Consider the following 14982-nt stretch of genomic DNA (forward strand, 5'->3'; position numbering starts at 1 on the left):
CTGCTGCCGCGACACATAAACCAACGCGATCCCACCCGGCGTGTCGTCGCAACCGTTTATGTGTCGCGGAACCAGGAAGAACCGGGAGAACCGGGGCCGGCGGTGATCGATGCCGCGCGGCCTACCCGCAGACCGCACCGCCGGCCGCCGAGCCGACCAGCTTGACGTATTTGGCCAGCACGCCGGAGGTGTACCGCGGCGGCGGCGGCGTGACGCTGCCGCGCCGCGCGGCGAACTCGTCCGGATCGGCCAGCACGTCCAGGGTGTGGGCGGCGGCGTCCAACCGGATCCGGTCGCCGTCACGCAGGAGGGCGATCGGCCCGCCGTCGAGCGCCTCCGGCGCGATGTGCCCGACGCAGAAGCCGGTGGTGCCGCCGGAGAAGCGGCCGTCGGTGAGCAGCAGCACGTCCTTGCCTAGTCCGGCGCCCTTGATGGCGCCCGTGATGGCGAGCATCTCGCGCATCCCCGGCCCGCCCTTGGGGCCCTCGTAGCGGATCACCACGGCGTCGCCCTTGGTGACGGTGCCGTCCTCGAGCGCGTCCAGCGCCGCCCGCTCGCCATCGAAAACCCTTGCGGTTCCTTCGAACACGTCGGATTCGAGGCCGGCCGTCTTGACCACCGCGCCGTCGGGTGCCAGCGACCCGCGCAGGATCGTGATCCCGCCGGTCGGGTGCATGGGGTTGTCCAGCGCGCGCAGCACCTTGCCGTCCGGGTCCGGCGGGGCGATGGCGGTCAGGTTCTCGGCAACGGTCCGGCCCGTCACCGTCAGGCAGTCGCCGTGCAGCAGGCCCGCATCCAGCAACGCCTTCATCACCACCGGGATGCCGCCGATGTGGTCGACGTCGGACATGACGTGCCGGCCGAACGGCTTGACGTTGGCCAGGTGCGGCACCTTCGACCCGATCCGGTTGAAGTCGTCCAGCGACAGCGCGACCTCGGCCTCGTGGGCGATCGCCAGCAGGTGCAGCACCGCGTTGGTCGAGCCGCCGAATGCCATCACCACCGCGATCGCGTTCTCGAACGCCTCCTTGGTGAGGATGTCGCGGGCGGTGATGCCGCGGCGCAGCAGGCCGACGACGGCCTCGCCGCTGCGGCGCGCGTACCCGTCGCGGCGGCGGTCGGTGGCCGGCGGCGCGGCGCTGCCGGGCAGCGACATGCCCAGCGCCTCCGCGGCGCTGGCCATCGTGTTGGCGGTGTACATGCCGCCGCAGGCGCCCTCGCCGGGGCAGATCGCGCGCTCGATGGTTTCGACGTCCTCACGCGGCATCAGCCCGCGGACGCAGGCGCCCACCGCCTCGAAGGCGTCGATGATCGTGACCTGGCGTTCGCTGCCGTCGGAGAGCTTGGCCACCCCCGGCAGGATGGTGCCGGCGTAGAGGAACACCGACGCCAGGTCCAGGCGCGCCGCGGCCATCAGCATCCCGGGCAGCGACTTGTCGCACCCGGCCAGCAGCACCGAGCCGTCGAGCCGTTCGGCCTGCATCACCGTTTCGACGCTGTCGGCGATCAGCTCGCGCGACGGCAGCGAGAAGTGCATGCCCTCGTGCCCCATCGAGATGCCGTCGGACACCGAGATGGTGCCGAATTCCAGGGGGTAGCCGCCCGCGGCGAACACCCCCTCCTTGACCGCCACGGCGAGGCGTTCCAGGGACAGGTTGCAGGGCGTGATCTCGTTCCAGGACGAGGCGACGCCGATCTGGGGCTTGGCGAAGTCCTCGTCGCCCATGCCGACTGCCCGCAACATGCCCCGGGCGGCGGTCTTTTCGAGGCCGTCGGTGACGTCACGACTACGTGGTTTGATGTCCGTGACGGGCGTCGAATCGGTTGGTGTGGCCATCGTGCAAGTATGCGCGAGCCCCCCTCGCGGCACATGCGCGGGTCATACCCCGCTGGGGTATAAGGTAGAATTCGGCCGTGGGCCGGGCCCACGGCCGGCACGTATGCGTCGGCAGGTATGGGCAGGCACGTCTGGGCAGGGGTGAGAACATCGATGACGACCGCACACGGATACTCGCAGCAAAAGGACAACTACGCCAAGCGGCTGCGGCGTATCGAGGGTCAGGTGCGCGGCATCGCCCGCATGATCGAGGAAGACAAGTACTGCATCGACGTCCTCACCCAGATCAGCGCCGTCAGCAGCGCCCTGCGTTCGGTGGCCCTGAACCTGCTCGACGAGCACCTGAACCACTGCGTCACCCGCGCCGTGGCCGAGGGCGGCAACGACGCCGAGGACAAACTGGCCGAGGCCTCGGCCGCCATCGCGCGTTTGGTACGTTCCTGATCACGCAGGCGTGTTGAAACGCAAAGGCGGGGGAACCCGTCGTTGCGGTGCGTACGGTAGGGACAGCGTGATCTCGCAGGCACCTCGCCCCACAGGTCGCGCGCCCCGAAGCGATGACTGCCATGACTGCCGAAACCGCCACCGTTGCCGCGCGAACGTGGACGCCACGGGTCGCCGCGCAGCTCGCCGTGCTGGCCGCGGCGGCGTTCACCTACGTCACCGCCGAGATCCTGCCCGTCGGTGCCCTGCCGTCGATCGCGCGCAACCTGCACGTCAGCCTCGTCGCAGTGGGGACGCTGCTGACCTGGTACGCGCTGGTCGCCGCGCTGACGACGGTCCCGCTGGTGCGCTGGACCGCGCACCTGCCGCGACGGCGTGCGCTGATGCTCAGCCTGACCTGCCTGACCACCTCGCAGGTCATCTCGGCGCTGGCACCCAACTTCGCCGTGCTGGCCGGCGGCCGCGTGCTGTGCGCGCTCACCCACGGCCTGCTGTGGTCGGTGATCGCCCCGATCGCGACCCGGTTGGTGCCGCCCAGCCACGCCGGACGGGCCACCATGTGGATCTACGTCGGGACCAGCCTGGCGCTGGTCGTCGGTAGCCCGCTGACGGCCGCCCTGAGCCTGATGTGGGGCTGGCGCCTGGCGGTCGTGTGTATCACCGTCGCCGCGGCCGTCGTCACGGTGGCGGCCCGGCTGGTGCTGCCCGAGATGATGCTCAGCGAGGACCAGCTGGCCCACGTGGGCCCGCGGTCGCGGCACCACCGCAACGGCGCGCTGATCACGGTCAGCCTGCTGGCCATGGTCGCGGTCACCGGCCACTTCGTGTCCTACACGTTCATCGTGGTGATCATCCGCAACGTCGTCGGGGTGCGCGGGCCGAACCTGGCCTGGCTGCTGGCGGTCTACGGCGTCGCGGGCCTACTGGCGATGCCACTGGTGGCGCGGCCGCTGGACCGCCGTCCCCGGGGCGCCATCATCTGCTGCATGGCGGGGTTGACGGCCGCGTTCGTGGTGCTGACGGCGCTGGCATTCGGCGGCCGGCTCAACGGGGTGACCGTGCTGATCGGGACGGGCGCGATCGTGCTGTGGGGGGCGATGGCGACGGCCGTGTCGCCGATGATGCAGGCCGCGGCGATGCGCAACGGGTCCGACGACCCCGACGGCGCGTCGGGCCTGTACGTGACGGCCTTCCAGGTGGGCATCATGGCGGGGTCGCTGGTCGGGGGGCTGTTGTACGAGCGCAGCGTCGCCCTGATGCTGACCGCCTCGGCGGGCCTGATGGGCGTCGCATTGGTCGGTGTGGCCGCCAACAGAAAGAAGCTGGACGTCACACCGGCAAGCTCACGCGATTCATAAGTCCGCATTTCACAGCGGGTTTTCCGGGCCGTTTGCGGTGCCCGCGCGGCCGCGGACAAGTTAGCTGGTCACCGCGCTGTGCCACACTGTTTCAGGAAGGTGACGGGAGGGATACACATGTCGCGGTGGACGAGGGCCCGCAACGCCCGGAGCCGCTTCGCTGCTCTGGGCGCGGCCGGGGTGGCCGCGGTTGTGGTGCCGCTGCTGGTGCTGACCGCGGGTCCCGCCGTGGCCGACCCGGACCCGAACCCCGGCGATCCCGGCCTGGTCGCCGGACCCGCCGACCCGCCCGTCCCGCCGCCCTGGGGCGTGCCGCCCGACCCGATGCCCGGTCCGCTGGCGCCGGGACCCATGGCACAGTCGACGGCGGCGGGCCCGGCGGCCGGGCAGAACCCGGCGCCGTTCACCGGGGTCGCGCCGTTCGGCCCGCCCAACTTCGTCCCGGCGACCGGCTCGACGGTTGGGGTCGCCCAGCCGATCATCATCAATTTCCCCGGCCGGGTCGGCGACGCCGGCGCCGCTGTGGACGCGGTGCACGTCTCGTCGGTTCCGCCGGTGCCGGGCAAGTTCTACTGGATGACGCCGACGCAGCTGCGCTGGCGCCCGCTGAGCTTCTGGCCCGCCCACACTGCGGTGACCATCGACGCCGGCGGCACCGTCTCCAACTTCATGACCGGCGACACGCTGCTGGCGACGGCCGACGACGCCACACACCAGCTGACCATCACCCGCAACGGCGTGGTGGAGAAGACCTTCCCGATGTCGATGGGGATGGCGGCCGGCGGCCACCAGACGCCCAACGGCACGTACTACGTCCAGGACAAAAAGGCTTCCGTGGTCATGGACTCCTCCACGTACGGGGTGCCGGTCAACTCGACCTATGGCTACAAGGTGACGGTGCAGGACGCGGTCCGCTTCGACAACGTCGGTGACTACGTGCACAGCGCGCCGTGGTCGGTGAGCGACCAGGGCAAGCGCGACGTCAGCCACGGTTGCATCAACCTCAGCCCCGCCAACGCGAAGTGGTTCTACGACAACTTCGGCCCGGGCGACCCGATCATCGTGAAGAACTCGGTCGGCACCTACACCAAGAACGACGGCTCCAACGACTGGCAGAAGTAGCTTTCCCCGCTCGCGCGGGGCTCAGTTCCAGATTCTGACCCGTCGGGTGGGCTCCAGGAACAGCGCGTCCCCCTCGTTGACGCCGAACGCCTCGTAGAACGAGTCGATGTTGCGCACCACTCCGTTGCAGCGGAACTCCGGGGGCGAGTGCGGGTCGACGGCCAGCCGCCGGATCGCTTCGGCGTCGCGGGCTTTGGTCCGCCACACCTGGGCCCAGCCGTAGAACACCCGCTGCACGCCGGTGAGCCCGTCGATGACGGGCGCGGGCTGCCCGCCCAGCGACAGCTCGTAGGCCAGCAGCGCGATGGACAGCCCGCCCAGGTCGCCGATGTTCTCCCCGACGGTGAAGGCGCCGTTCACATGGTGGCCGCTGCTCAGTGCCCGCGGCGTGTACCCCTCGTACTGCTCGATCAAAGCCCTGGTGCGGGAAGCGAACTCGGTGCGGTCGTCGTCGGTCCACCAGTCGACCAGGTTGCCGTCGCCGTCGTACTTGGCGCCCTGGTCGTCGAAACCGTGGCCGATCTCGTGGCCGATCACCGCGCCGATCCCGCCGTAGTTGGCCGCGTCGTCGGCCTCGGCGTCGAAGAACGGCGGCTGCAGAATCGCTGCGGGGAAGACGATCTCGTTCATCCCCGGGTTGTAGTAGGCGTTGACGGTCTGCGGCGTCATGAACCACTCGTCGCGGTCGACCGGGCCGCCGAGCTTGGCCAGCTCGCGGTCGTGGTTGACGGCGTAGCCGCGGCGGTAGTTGCCGTACAGGTCGTCGCGGTCGATCACCAGCTTCGAGTAGTCACGCCACTTGGACGGGTAGCCGACCTTGGCGGTGAACTTGTCCAGCTTGGCCAGCGCGCGCTCCCGGGTCGGCGGCGTCATCCAATCCAGATCGTTGATGGACAGGCGGTAGGCCGCCTGCAGGTTCTCCACCAGCGCGTCGATGCGGGACTTGGCGCCGGGCGGGAAATGCCTTTGCACATAGAGCTTTCCGACGGCATCGCCCATCAGGCTCTCCACCAGCGACACGCCCCGCTTCCAGCGGTCGCGGATCTGCTCGGCGCCGGTCAGCAACCGGCCGTAGAAGTCGAAGTCGGCGGCGACGACGTCGTCAGTCAACCAGGCGGCGCGGGCCCGGATCACCCGGCAGCGCGCCCAGCGTTTCCAGTCCTCGAAGTCCTCGCTCTGCCACAGAGTGGCGAAGGCGCTGAGGTAATCGGGTTGGCGCACCACGATTTCAGCGACCGCATCGGGGGTGCCGCCCAGCGCGCCGACCCAGCCGGCCCAGTCGAAGCCCGCCCCCTGCGTCTGCACCTCGGCGAACGTGCGCAGGTTGTAGGTGAGGTCGGCGTCGCGGCGCTTGACCACGTCCCAGTGCGCGGCCGCCATTTTGGTCTCCAGCGCCACGACGCGGGCCGCGGTCTCGGCGTGACTTTCGGGGGCACCGCCGAACACCAGCGCGAACATCCGCGCGATGTGCCGCGGATAGGCCGCCAGCACCTGCGCGTGCTGCTCGTCGCGGAAATACGACTCGTCGGGCAACCCGAGGCCCGACTGGGTGAGGTGCACCAGGTAGCGGGCCGAGTTCTTGGAGTCGGTGTCCACATACAGCGCGACGCCGCCGCCCACCCCGGTGCGCTGCAGGGCACCCAGCGCTGCGGCCAGCGCGGCCCGATCGGCGGCCCCGTCGATGGCCGCCAGCTCGTCGAGCAGCGGCTGCAGGCCCCGGCGTTCGACGGCGTCCTCGTCGAGGAAACTCGCGTAGAGGTCGCCGATGCGCTGCTGGTCGGTGCCCGGGGCCGCACCGCCGCCGCCGGCCTCGATGATCAGGTCGCGCACCTGCTCCTCGGCGCGGTCGAACAGCTGGCGGAAGGCCCCGTCGGTCGCGCGGTCCGCGGGGATCGCGTATTCGGCCAGCCAGCGGCCGTTGACATGCCCGAACAGGTCGTCCTGGGGGCGGGCGCCGGGATCGACATGGCTCAGGTCGATGCCCGAGCGGATGGCCTCAACTGTCACCCTGCCATCCTTCCATCCGCGCGGGGGTGCGACGATCGGGCCATGTCCGACGGCGAGCAAACCGGGTCACCGGCACGCGAGGAGCCCGCCGACTCCGCCCCGCGGGAACCCTCGACCGTCGACGACCGGGTTTTCTCCCATTACGGCGTCGCCTCGGCCGTTGTCGGCGTCCTCGCGGTGGCCGCCGTCGTGCTCGGGGTCGTCGTCTGGTCCGGCCATCGTGACGCGGTCGCCGAGCGCACCTACCTGACCCGCGTCATGCAGACCGCCGCCGACTGGTCGGGCGTGCTGATCAACATGAACGCCGGCAACATCGACGCCAGCCTGCAGCGGCTGCACGACGGGACTGTCGGGGAACTCAATGCCGACTTCGAAGCGGCGGTGGCGCCCTACCGGCAGGTGGTGGAGAAGCTGCAGTCGCGCAGCAGCGGCCGGATCGAGGCGGTGGCGATCGACACGCTGCACCGCGACCTGGACACACAGCCCGGCGGCGCGGCGTCCCCCAGGTCCGTCGTGACGACGAAGTTGCCGCCGTTCGCCAGCCGCACGGACTCGGTGCTGCTGGTCGCGACGTCGGTCAGCGAGAACGCCGGCACCAAGCCGCAGACGGTGCACTGGAACCTGCGGCTCGACGTCTCCGACGTGGACGGCAAGCTGATGATCTCCAAGCTGGAGTCGATCCGATGAGGCTGGGTTCGATCCGATGAGAAACCTCTGGCGGCTGCTGTCCTTCGACGTCTTGGCCCCGCTGGCCGCGATCGCCGCGCTGCTGGCGATCGGGGTGGTGCTCGCCTGGCCGCTGTGGTGGGTGTCGGCGTGCTCGGCGCTGGTGCTGCTGATCGTGGAAGGCGTGGGCGTCGACTTCTGGCTGCTGCGCCGCGATGCGGTCAGCGTCGGCACCGACGACGAGGCCCCGGCGCTGCGGCTGGCCGTGGTCTTCCTGTGCACGGCCGCCCTGGTGGCGGCGGTGGCGACCGGGTACACGCACTGGACGAGGGCCGACCGCGCCTTCGACCGGGACTCCCGCGAGGTGGTGCAGATCGCCGCGAGGATGGCCGAGGCGATGGCGTCGTTCACCCCGGGTGCGCCCGCGGGTTCCCTCGACCGGGCCGCGGCGATGACGGTGCCGGAACGGGCGGGCGCGTTCAAGGAGCAGTACGCCAAGTCCAGCGCCGAACTCGCCCGGCGGAACGTCACGGCGCAGGCCACCGCGCTGGCCGCCGGCGTCGAGGCCATCGGTCCCGCGGTGGCCAGTGTGGCGGTGATCCTGCGCCTGACGCAGAGCGCGCCCGGTGAGCCGCCGAGCCGCGCGGCGCCGGCGCTGCGGGTGGGTCTGGTCAAGCGCGGCAGCGCCTGGCTGGTGTCCGACGTGGTGCCGGTCAACTCCCGCTGAGCGATCAGTTGGATCCCGCGGAGCGGGCGGACTTGACCTTGACGAACCGGTCCGACAACCGGCGCATCCGGATCATCAGCGACGCCGACGGGCTGGTGCTGCCGTCGAGGTAGGTGACCAGGTCGTGCGGGTCCACCCCGATGCGGGACGCGAACTCGTGTTCGGCCAGGCCGGACCGGTCGATCAACACCCGAACGTGGCGGGCCACCTCGGCGCGTTCGTTGGCCTCAAGGTGGGTGCGGGCCCGTTCCAGCACCTCCCCCAGGGCCCGGGAGATGCCCGACGGCCGCGTTCCCTCGAGGACTTCTTCGACCTGGCGGGCGGTCCGACCGTACGGGTCGCGCTTCAGGGCGGCGGCGATGCGCTTCCACGTCGCGATGTCCCCGCCTTGCAGCGCCGAGCGGATGGCGGCGGTCGACCAGAATTCGACCGGCTGGTCGGGATCGGGCAGGGGTTCGTCGCCGGGCCGCGGTGACGGCGACGCGGCCCGCCGGTCGGATGCCAACGTCACCTCGCCTCCTCCAGCATCGCCACGGCCACCGACAGGCAACGCTGTCTGACCTCGTCCCAGTCCGCCTTGGCGTTCGGTCCGGACCACCGCTCTTCGGTGAAGTCGCAAGGATGTGGATCTGCGAGCCGACGGACCAATTGGGTGGCGATCCAATCCCGCCTCGACGACTGACAACAGTAGTACTTGTCGATCGTGCCCAGCACCAGAGCGGCGGTTTCGGGTTCCAGCGTGCCGACCATATCCGCGAATTCGGCGTAGTCGCGGCTGGTGTTACGGCACATGATCAGGTAGCCCTTGAGGCGCAGCGCCTCGGCGCCGGTCGGGACCAGCAGCCGGTCCCCGGTGGGCAGCTGCACGTTGGCGGTTTCCACCGGGCTGCGCCGCTCGAATTTCGCCTCGTCGCCGGCGTCACCGTGGGTCTGCAGCGCGTCGAGGGCGACCGACAGCCGCCGCCGCCACAGCGTGACGGGATGCACCGGGCGGTCGCTCCCGGAGATCGCGCGGGCGATGCCGTTGCGGGCGGCGCGGCCTCCCGCGAGCTTCGCGGCGGGGTTGCCGTTGCGGTTGCCGGTGTGGTTTCCGGTGTGGTTTCCGTTGTGGGCCGGGCCCGCCGCGACCAGAGCGCGGTCCCCGTCGATGTCGACGTGGTGGGGGATCTGGCCGGGGCCCAGCCCCCGGTCCCGCCCGGTGTCCGCCGTGCCGCCGTTGCGGGCGCAGCCGGTGAAGGCCAGCGGGTCGGCCACGCAGATCGCATCCGGAACCAGATCCCTGAGCTTCGCGGCCGACTTGAGCACCACCCGCAGGTCGGCGCTGGGGGCGACCAGCGCCGAGATGTCGTCGGGGATGACCACGACGTCGCCGAGGTCGACCTCGGGCAGGGGCCGGTCGAAGTCGACCGACGGCAGGACGCGCGACAGCCAGGGCGGGATCCACCAGTTCCATTGCGCGAACATCGCCATCAGCGCCGGCACCAGGACCAGCCGCACCACGGTTGCGTCGACCGCGATCGCGACCGCGCACGCCACGCCGATCTCGGCGACCAGGGGCATGCCGGCGAACGCGAACCCGATGAACACCGCGATCATGATCAGGGCGGCGCTGGTGATGGTGCGGGCGCTGGTGCTCACGCCGCACGCGACGGCATCGCGGGTGTTCCCGGTGTGCAGGAAGCGCTCCCGGATGCGGGTGAGCAGGAAGATCTCGTAGTCCATCGACAGCCCGAAGGTCATCGCGAGCACCAGCGGGGGCACGGTGCTGTCGATCGAGTTCAGCCGGGGAAAACCGAGGTCGGCCAGCCATCCCCACTGGAACACCATGACCAGGCTGCCGTAAGCGGCCGCCACCGACAGCAGCGTCATCACCACGCCCTTGAGCGCCAGGAACACCGAGTGGATGGACAGCAGCAGCATCACGAACGCGATGAGGGCGACGACGAGCAGGACCAGCGGCTCGGTCTGCGACACCCGGTCGTCGAAGTCCTTGATCAGCGCGGTCGGTCCGCCGACGTCGACGCGTGCGGTTCCCGCGTCGGGCACCTTGGGCAGCTGCGCGCGCAGCCAGCCGACGGTCCGGCGGGCGCTCAGCTCGTCGGGGTCGACCGAGAGCACCGCGGACAGCAGGGCGCTGCCGTTGTCATCGGCGAACTGCGGAGGCGACACGGAGGTGACGTCGGGTGCCTGGCTCATCCGCTGACGGACCGCGGCGAGCAACCGGCTGTGTTCGGGCGAGGACGCACCCCCGTCGGGGAACGTGACCAGCACCTGGATCGGCCCGAGCGTGCCGGGGCCCAGCGCCTGCGCCGCGGCGGCCACCCCGGCGCGGATCTCGTGCGAGGAGTCGAACTGGCGCAGCAGGCTGTTGCCCAGGACCATCGACGCGGCGGGTACCGCCATGACGAGCAGGACGGCCGAGGCGGCCAGCGCCGAGATCCACGGCCGGTGCATCACCCCGCCGATCCAGCGGTTCCAGAACCGCGACTGTGTGCAGTCCGGCTGGCGCGACCAGCGCAGCAGCGCCGACCTCCTGGCCGCCGCGCGGCCGAACGTCGCCAGCACCGCCGGTGTCAGGGTGGTCGACGTCAGCATCGCCACCGCGACGGCCAGGATCGCCCCGGTGGCCATCGACTTCAGCGCCGGGGTGTTGATCAGGTAGATGGCGGTCATGGAGGCGATGACGGTCAGCCCGGACAACACCACCGCCAGCCCGGACGTGGCCATCGCCGCGTCGACGGCCTCGCGGGGCTGACGGCCGGAGCGCAGCTCCTCGCGGAAGCGCATCAGGATGAACAGCGAATAGTCGACGGCCAGCGCGATGCCGAACATCGACACGGTCGGCGCCGCGAACACCGACATGGTGGTGTAGGTGGACATCAGGTAGACCAGGCCCATGGTGACCACGACGGTGCAGATGCCCAGGGCGAGCGGGATGGCCGCGGCGGCCAGGGATCCGAACACCGCCAGCAGCACGATCAGGATGATCGGCAGGTTCCAGCGTTCCGCGGCCGCGATGTCGTGCTTGGTGTTGGACGCCGCCGCGGCGCTCAGCGCGCCCTGGCCGATCACGTACAGCCGCACCCGGCCGTCGGCGGTCTGGCCGGGACGGTCGCCGTTGACACCCACCCTGTTGCGCAGCTGCTTGGCGACGTCGCTGGTCCCGGAATTGCGGGCGTCCAGCCGCAGCGACAATACGTAGGGCCGGTCGGGCTGCGGCGGCCGCTGCCGGGGGCTGGGCGCCTCGGTGACGCCGGGGAGCTGGGCGACGGTGCGCCTGAGCTGTGCCACCGCGTCGCTCATGTCCTGATAGCTGGCGTCCGGGCGCGGCGCCGCCACCAGCGCCAGCGACGACGCCCCCAGGTCGCGGTATTGATCCTGCAGTTGATCGTGGACCAGCAGCGACTGCGAGCCGGCCACTTCGAAGCCGCCGCCGGTGAGATTGCCCGCCTGCGTCAGCGCCAGGTACACCGCCGGAACCAGCGCCAGCAGCCAGCCCGCGAACACGAACCAGCGGTATCTGCGCAGGCTACGGCTGACGCGCATCATGTACTGCTGGATGTTCGGCTCCCCGGTCTTCTCACGCAACGAGTGCAGGCGAGGATACCGCAGGCGCCTGTGTACGTGTCGGGCTTATTCGGTTCCTGAGCTGCGGCGAAACCGATGTTGCCAACATGCGGCCAAGTCGTTGTACATCGGTGACCTGTTCCTTCCCGGGTTCCTTCCCAAGCGGGATGTCGGTCACATGCGGTGGCAGCCGCACCGCCGGGCTGGCAGGATGGCCGATGGCCGCGCGAGGGGGTGGGTGACTCTGCGACAAAAGGGCCGTTGACCGCAGCCGATTCGGCGGAGTGGGCATCGGGGGGACACCGGCCGCGCCGGCGCAAGCTTGGAGGATATGTCGATGACCGCAGGCCCCGCGACCGTGCGCCGCAGACTCCGCAGACTTTCGGTGGGGTTGCTCGCGACCCTGGTTCCGGGCGTCGCCGCCGTCGCGGTGGCGGCCGGGCCGCCCGCGAGCGGCGCCAAGGACCCGTGTTCGGCCAGCGAGGTCGCCCGGACGGCCGGTTCGGTCCTCAAGTCGATGGGCGACTACCTGGATGCGCACCCGGAGACCAACCAGACGATGACCACGTTGCTGCAGGAGCAGTCCGGGCCGCAGTCCGTCGGGACGCTGAAGACCTACTTCGAGGCCAACCCGAAGGTCGCCGCCGACATGCAGAAGATCTCCGAGCCGCTGACGGGGTTGTCGCTGCAGTGCAGGCTACCGATCAGCATCCCGCAGGCCCTGGGCATGATGCAGCAGATGCAGGGCGGCCTGCCGGGCGGCGCGGCGGGCGTGCTGCCGGTCGGCGGAACGACGGGTGCCCCGCCCGCGGCCACCGGGCCGGCGCCGGCGGGCACCAACCCGCTGTCGGGCCCGCCGCGGGGAAACGCCGTCGGCTAACCGGGCGGCTCACCGCCGCCTGCCGGGTCCTGGTCGGGGGGCGGCAGGGGGCCCTGCAGGGCGGTCTCGGTCGGATCGGCCGCCGACTGCTCCCGGCGCGGCGACCCGGGGGCCGGGGCGGCGTCGGGGTTGTCGGGGTTGTCGAGATCGACGGCGTTCTCGGTGCGGAACACGAAGAAGAACACCACCCAGCCGACGGCGGCGATCAGGAGCCAGCTGATCAGCCGGTAGATCAGCATCGCCGAGATGGCGCTCGGCAACGACATGCCACTGGACACCAGGCCCGGCACCAGGACCGCCTCCACGACCAGCAGCCCGCCGGGCATCAGCGGTATCGTGCCGACCGCGCGCGCGGCCGCGTAGGCGACGGTCAACCCGGCGACCGACGCGTGGTCGCCGGCCGCGTACGCGGCGAAGCCGAGGCAGGCGACGTCGGCGATCCAGTTGAACATCGACCAGCTGAACGCGACGGACAGGTCGCGCCGGCCCAGGCTCACCGACTCCAGCTGCCTCAGCGTCTCGCGCCACTTGTCCAGGCCGGTGTCGGCCGGTTTGCCGCGCACCGAGTTGACCCACGACAACACCCGGCAGCCGATCCCGTCGATCAGCTCCGGGCGCGACGCCACCGCCTGCGCCAGCAGCAGCAAGGCCACGAACCCGCCCAGGGTGAACAGCAACGAGAACGGGTTGTTCTTGGCGCCCAGGAAGAACGCCCCGCCCAGGCCCAGCAGCGCCAGGCCCACCGTCTGCAGCACGCCGGACATCACCAGCTGCCACGACGCGACCACCGTCGAGGCGCCCCAGCTCCGTTGCTGGCGCAGCAGGAACGTGGCCGACAGCACGGGCCCGCCGGGCAGCGTGGTGCTCAGGGCGTTGGCGGCGTAGAACGCGGCTTCCGACCGTAACTGCTTGACGTGGACCCCGGCGGATCTCAGCAGCGTCCGCTGGATCTGCGCGAAGCTGTGCATCGACGCCGCCGCGGCCACCACCGACGCCAGCAGCCACCACCAGTTGGCCTCGTAGACGCTGACCCAGCCCTTGGTCAGGTGGTCCCAGCCGAGCGAGACCTCGACGGCGAGCACGATCCCGACGATGCCGAGAATGACCCACCGCAGCCACCAGTACTTGCCGCGCGAGGTCTCCTCGCGGGGCAAGGCGAGCTTGCGGGCGGGTGCGTCGTGAGACACGTGCTTTAGCGTAACTGTGCAGGTGGCGCGGCAGTCGCGACGCGGCGCCGGCCGTGTCGCCGTCGTAACCGGATCGTGCCGGCGGCCGGGGCCGGGCGGGGCGGACCGATAGGCTGGCGCAATGTCGGGAAACGTCGACAAACCCTCTGATGACGCCGCGGTCGAGCCGCTGGTCCGTAACACCGCGGCCTGGGCGTGGCGTTTGCTGGTCATCTTCGCCGCGCTGGTCGCCCTCGCCTGGCTTCTGAAGAAACTCGAGATCATCGTCGTTCCGCTGTTGCTGGCACTGATGCTGAGCGCCCTGCTGGTGCCGGCGGTCGACTGGATGGACCGGCGGGGCCTGCCGCGCGGCGGGGCGGTGGCGCTGGTCCTGCTCGGCGGCTTCGCGATCCTGGGCGGCATCCTGGCGTTCGTCATCACCCAGTTCATCGACGGCCTGCCCGGCCTCACCGACCAGGTCACCCAGAGCATCGACTCCACCCGCAGGTGGCTCATCCAGGGGCCGCCGCACCTGAGCGGCGACCAGATCGACAGCGCGGGCAACGCCGCGATCGAGGCGCTGCGCAACAATCAGGCGAAACTGACCAGCGGCGCGCTGTCCACCGCGGCCACCATCACCGAGGTGGTCACGGCGGCGGTGCTGGTCCTGTTCACCCTGATCTTCTTCCTCTACGGCGGGCGCAACATCTGGCAATACGTCGCCAAGATCGTCCCCGCCCACTCCCGCGACCGGGTGCTGGCGGCCGGCCACGCCGGGTACGGCTCGCTGATCGGGTACGTGCGGGCCACGTTCCTGGTGGCGCTGACCGATGCCGCCGGGGTCGGCGCCGGCCTGGCGATCATGGGGATACCGCTGGCCCTGCCCCTGGCCTCGCTGGTCTTCCTGGGCGCGTTCATCCCGCTGGTCGGTGCGGTGATCGCCGGGTTCCTGGCCGTGGTGGTCGCCCTGCTCGCCAAGGGCTTCGTCTACGCGCTCATCACGCTGGGGTTGCTGGTGGTGGTGAACCAGATCGAGGCCCATCTGCTGCAACCGCTGGTGATGGGGCGGGCGGTCTCCATTCACCCGCTCGGGGTGGTGCTGGCCATCACCACCGGCGGTGTGCTCGCGGGGATCTTCGGCGCCCTGCTGGCCGTGCCGACCGTCGCGTTCCTCAACAACGCGCTGCAGGTGCTGCTGGCCGCCGATC

At 70.7% G+C, this 14982-nt stretch carries 12 protein-coding genes; 7 read left to right on the plus strand and 5 right to left on the minus strand.

What is annotated here, in order from left to right:
- Nucleotides 1-121 precede the first annotated feature (121 nt).
- On the minus strand, nucleotides 122-1837 hold the full coding sequence (gene ilvD, locus FPZ47_RS15655; protein ID WP_144953659.1) for a dihydroxy-acid dehydratase: 1716 nt from the start codon (nucleotides 1835-1837) through the stop codon (nucleotides 122-124).
- Between the two features lie 153 nt (nucleotides 1838-1990).
- Here ilvD and ricR point away from each other — a divergent pair, with 153 nt between their 5' ends.
- The 3 genes from ricR to FPZ47_RS15670 all read left to right on the plus strand — a co-directional run bounded on the left by ricR (nucleotide 1991) and on the right by FPZ47_RS15670 (nucleotide 4761).
- Nucleotides 1991-2281 carry a copper-sensing transcriptional repressor RicR gene (gene ricR / locus FPZ47_RS15660; protein WP_144953656.1) on the plus strand — a complete coding sequence of 97 codons (291 nt, stop codon included), beginning with the start codon at nucleotides 1991-1993 and terminating at the stop codon, nucleotides 2279-2281.
- Between the two features lie 113 nt (nucleotides 2282-2394).
- Nucleotides 2395-3639 (plus strand): MFS transporter, encoded by a 1245-nt coding sequence (locus FPZ47_RS15665; RefSeq protein ID WP_168209468.1) that lies wholly within the window; start codon nucleotides 2395-2397, stop codon nucleotides 3637-3639.
- A 117-nt stretch (nucleotides 3640-3756) separates the two neighbouring features.
- Entirely contained in the window at nucleotides 3757-4761 is a 1005-nt protein-coding gene (locus FPZ47_RS15670) for a L,D-transpeptidase (RefSeq protein ID WP_144953650.1), read from the plus strand.
- Between the two features lie 21 nt (nucleotides 4762-4782).
- On the opposite strand, the gene FPZ47_RS15675 is transcribed toward FPZ47_RS15670, so the two are convergent.
- Nucleotides 4783-6768 carry a M13 family metallopeptidase gene (locus FPZ47_RS15675; RefSeq protein WP_144953647.1) on the minus strand — a complete coding sequence of 662 codons (1986 nt, stop codon included), beginning with the start codon at nucleotides 6766-6768 and terminating at the stop codon, nucleotides 4783-4785.
- Nucleotides 6769-6810: 42 nt separating this feature from the next.
- Between FPZ47_RS15675 and FPZ47_RS15680 the strand changes: the two genes are divergently transcribed.
- Together FPZ47_RS15680 and FPZ47_RS15685 are read left to right on the plus strand one after the other, a co-directional pair.
- A complete protein-coding gene (locus tag FPZ47_RS15680) occupies nucleotides 6811-7455 on the plus strand; it encodes a hypothetical protein (protein WP_144953644.1) in 645 nt (214 codons plus the stop codon).
- A 16-nt stretch (nucleotides 7456-7471) separates the two neighbouring features.
- Complete coding sequence (locus FPZ47_RS15685) at nucleotides 7472-8161, plus strand: hypothetical protein (RefSeq protein WP_144953641.1); 690 nt, start codon at nucleotides 7472-7474, stop codon at nucleotides 8159-8161.
- A gap of 4 nt (nucleotides 8162-8165) precedes the next feature.
- On the opposite strand, the gene FPZ47_RS15690 is transcribed toward FPZ47_RS15685, so the two are convergent.
- Both FPZ47_RS15690 and FPZ47_RS15695 read right to left on the minus strand, forming a co-directional pair.
- On the minus strand, nucleotides 8166-8672 hold the full coding sequence (locus tag FPZ47_RS15690) for an XRE family transcriptional regulator (RefSeq protein ID WP_144953639.1): 507 nt from the start codon (nucleotides 8670-8672) through the stop codon (nucleotides 8166-8168).
- Nucleotides 8669-11710, minus strand: a complete 3042-nt coding sequence (locus FPZ47_RS15695; RefSeq protein WP_144953679.1) for an MMPL family transporter — start codon at nucleotides 11708-11710, stop codon at nucleotides 8669-8671. Before FPZ47_RS15695 ends, FPZ47_RS15690 begins: the two co-directional genes overlap by 4 nt.
- A gap of 355 nt (nucleotides 11711-12065) precedes the next feature.
- Between FPZ47_RS15695 and FPZ47_RS15700 the strand changes: the two genes are divergently transcribed.
- Nucleotides 12066-12608 carry a hemophore gene (locus FPZ47_RS15700; RefSeq protein ID WP_144953637.1) on the plus strand — a complete coding sequence of 181 codons (543 nt, stop codon included), beginning with the start codon at nucleotides 12066-12068 and terminating at the stop codon, nucleotides 12606-12608.
- On the opposite strand, the gene FPZ47_RS15705 is transcribed toward FPZ47_RS15700, so the two are convergent.
- Nucleotides 12605-13795, minus strand: coding sequence for a lysylphosphatidylglycerol synthase transmembrane domain-containing protein (locus tag FPZ47_RS15705; RefSeq protein ID WP_144953634.1), 1191 nt, complete (start codon nucleotides 13793-13795; stop codon nucleotides 12605-12607). The two genes, FPZ47_RS15700 and FPZ47_RS15705, sit on opposite strands and share 4 nt — an antisense overlap.
- 121 nt (nucleotides 13796-13916) lie before the next feature.
- Between FPZ47_RS15705 and FPZ47_RS15710 the strand changes: the two genes are divergently transcribed.
- On the plus strand, nucleotides 13917-14982 hold a 1066-nt coding region (locus FPZ47_RS15710; protein WP_145039495.1), incomplete at its 3' end, for an AI-2E family transporter.

It is taken from the genome of Mycobacterium helveticum (assembly GCF_007714205.1).
Taxonomy (GTDB): domain Bacteria; phylum Actinomycetota; class Actinomycetes; order Mycobacteriales; family Mycobacteriaceae; genus Mycobacterium; species Mycobacterium helveticum.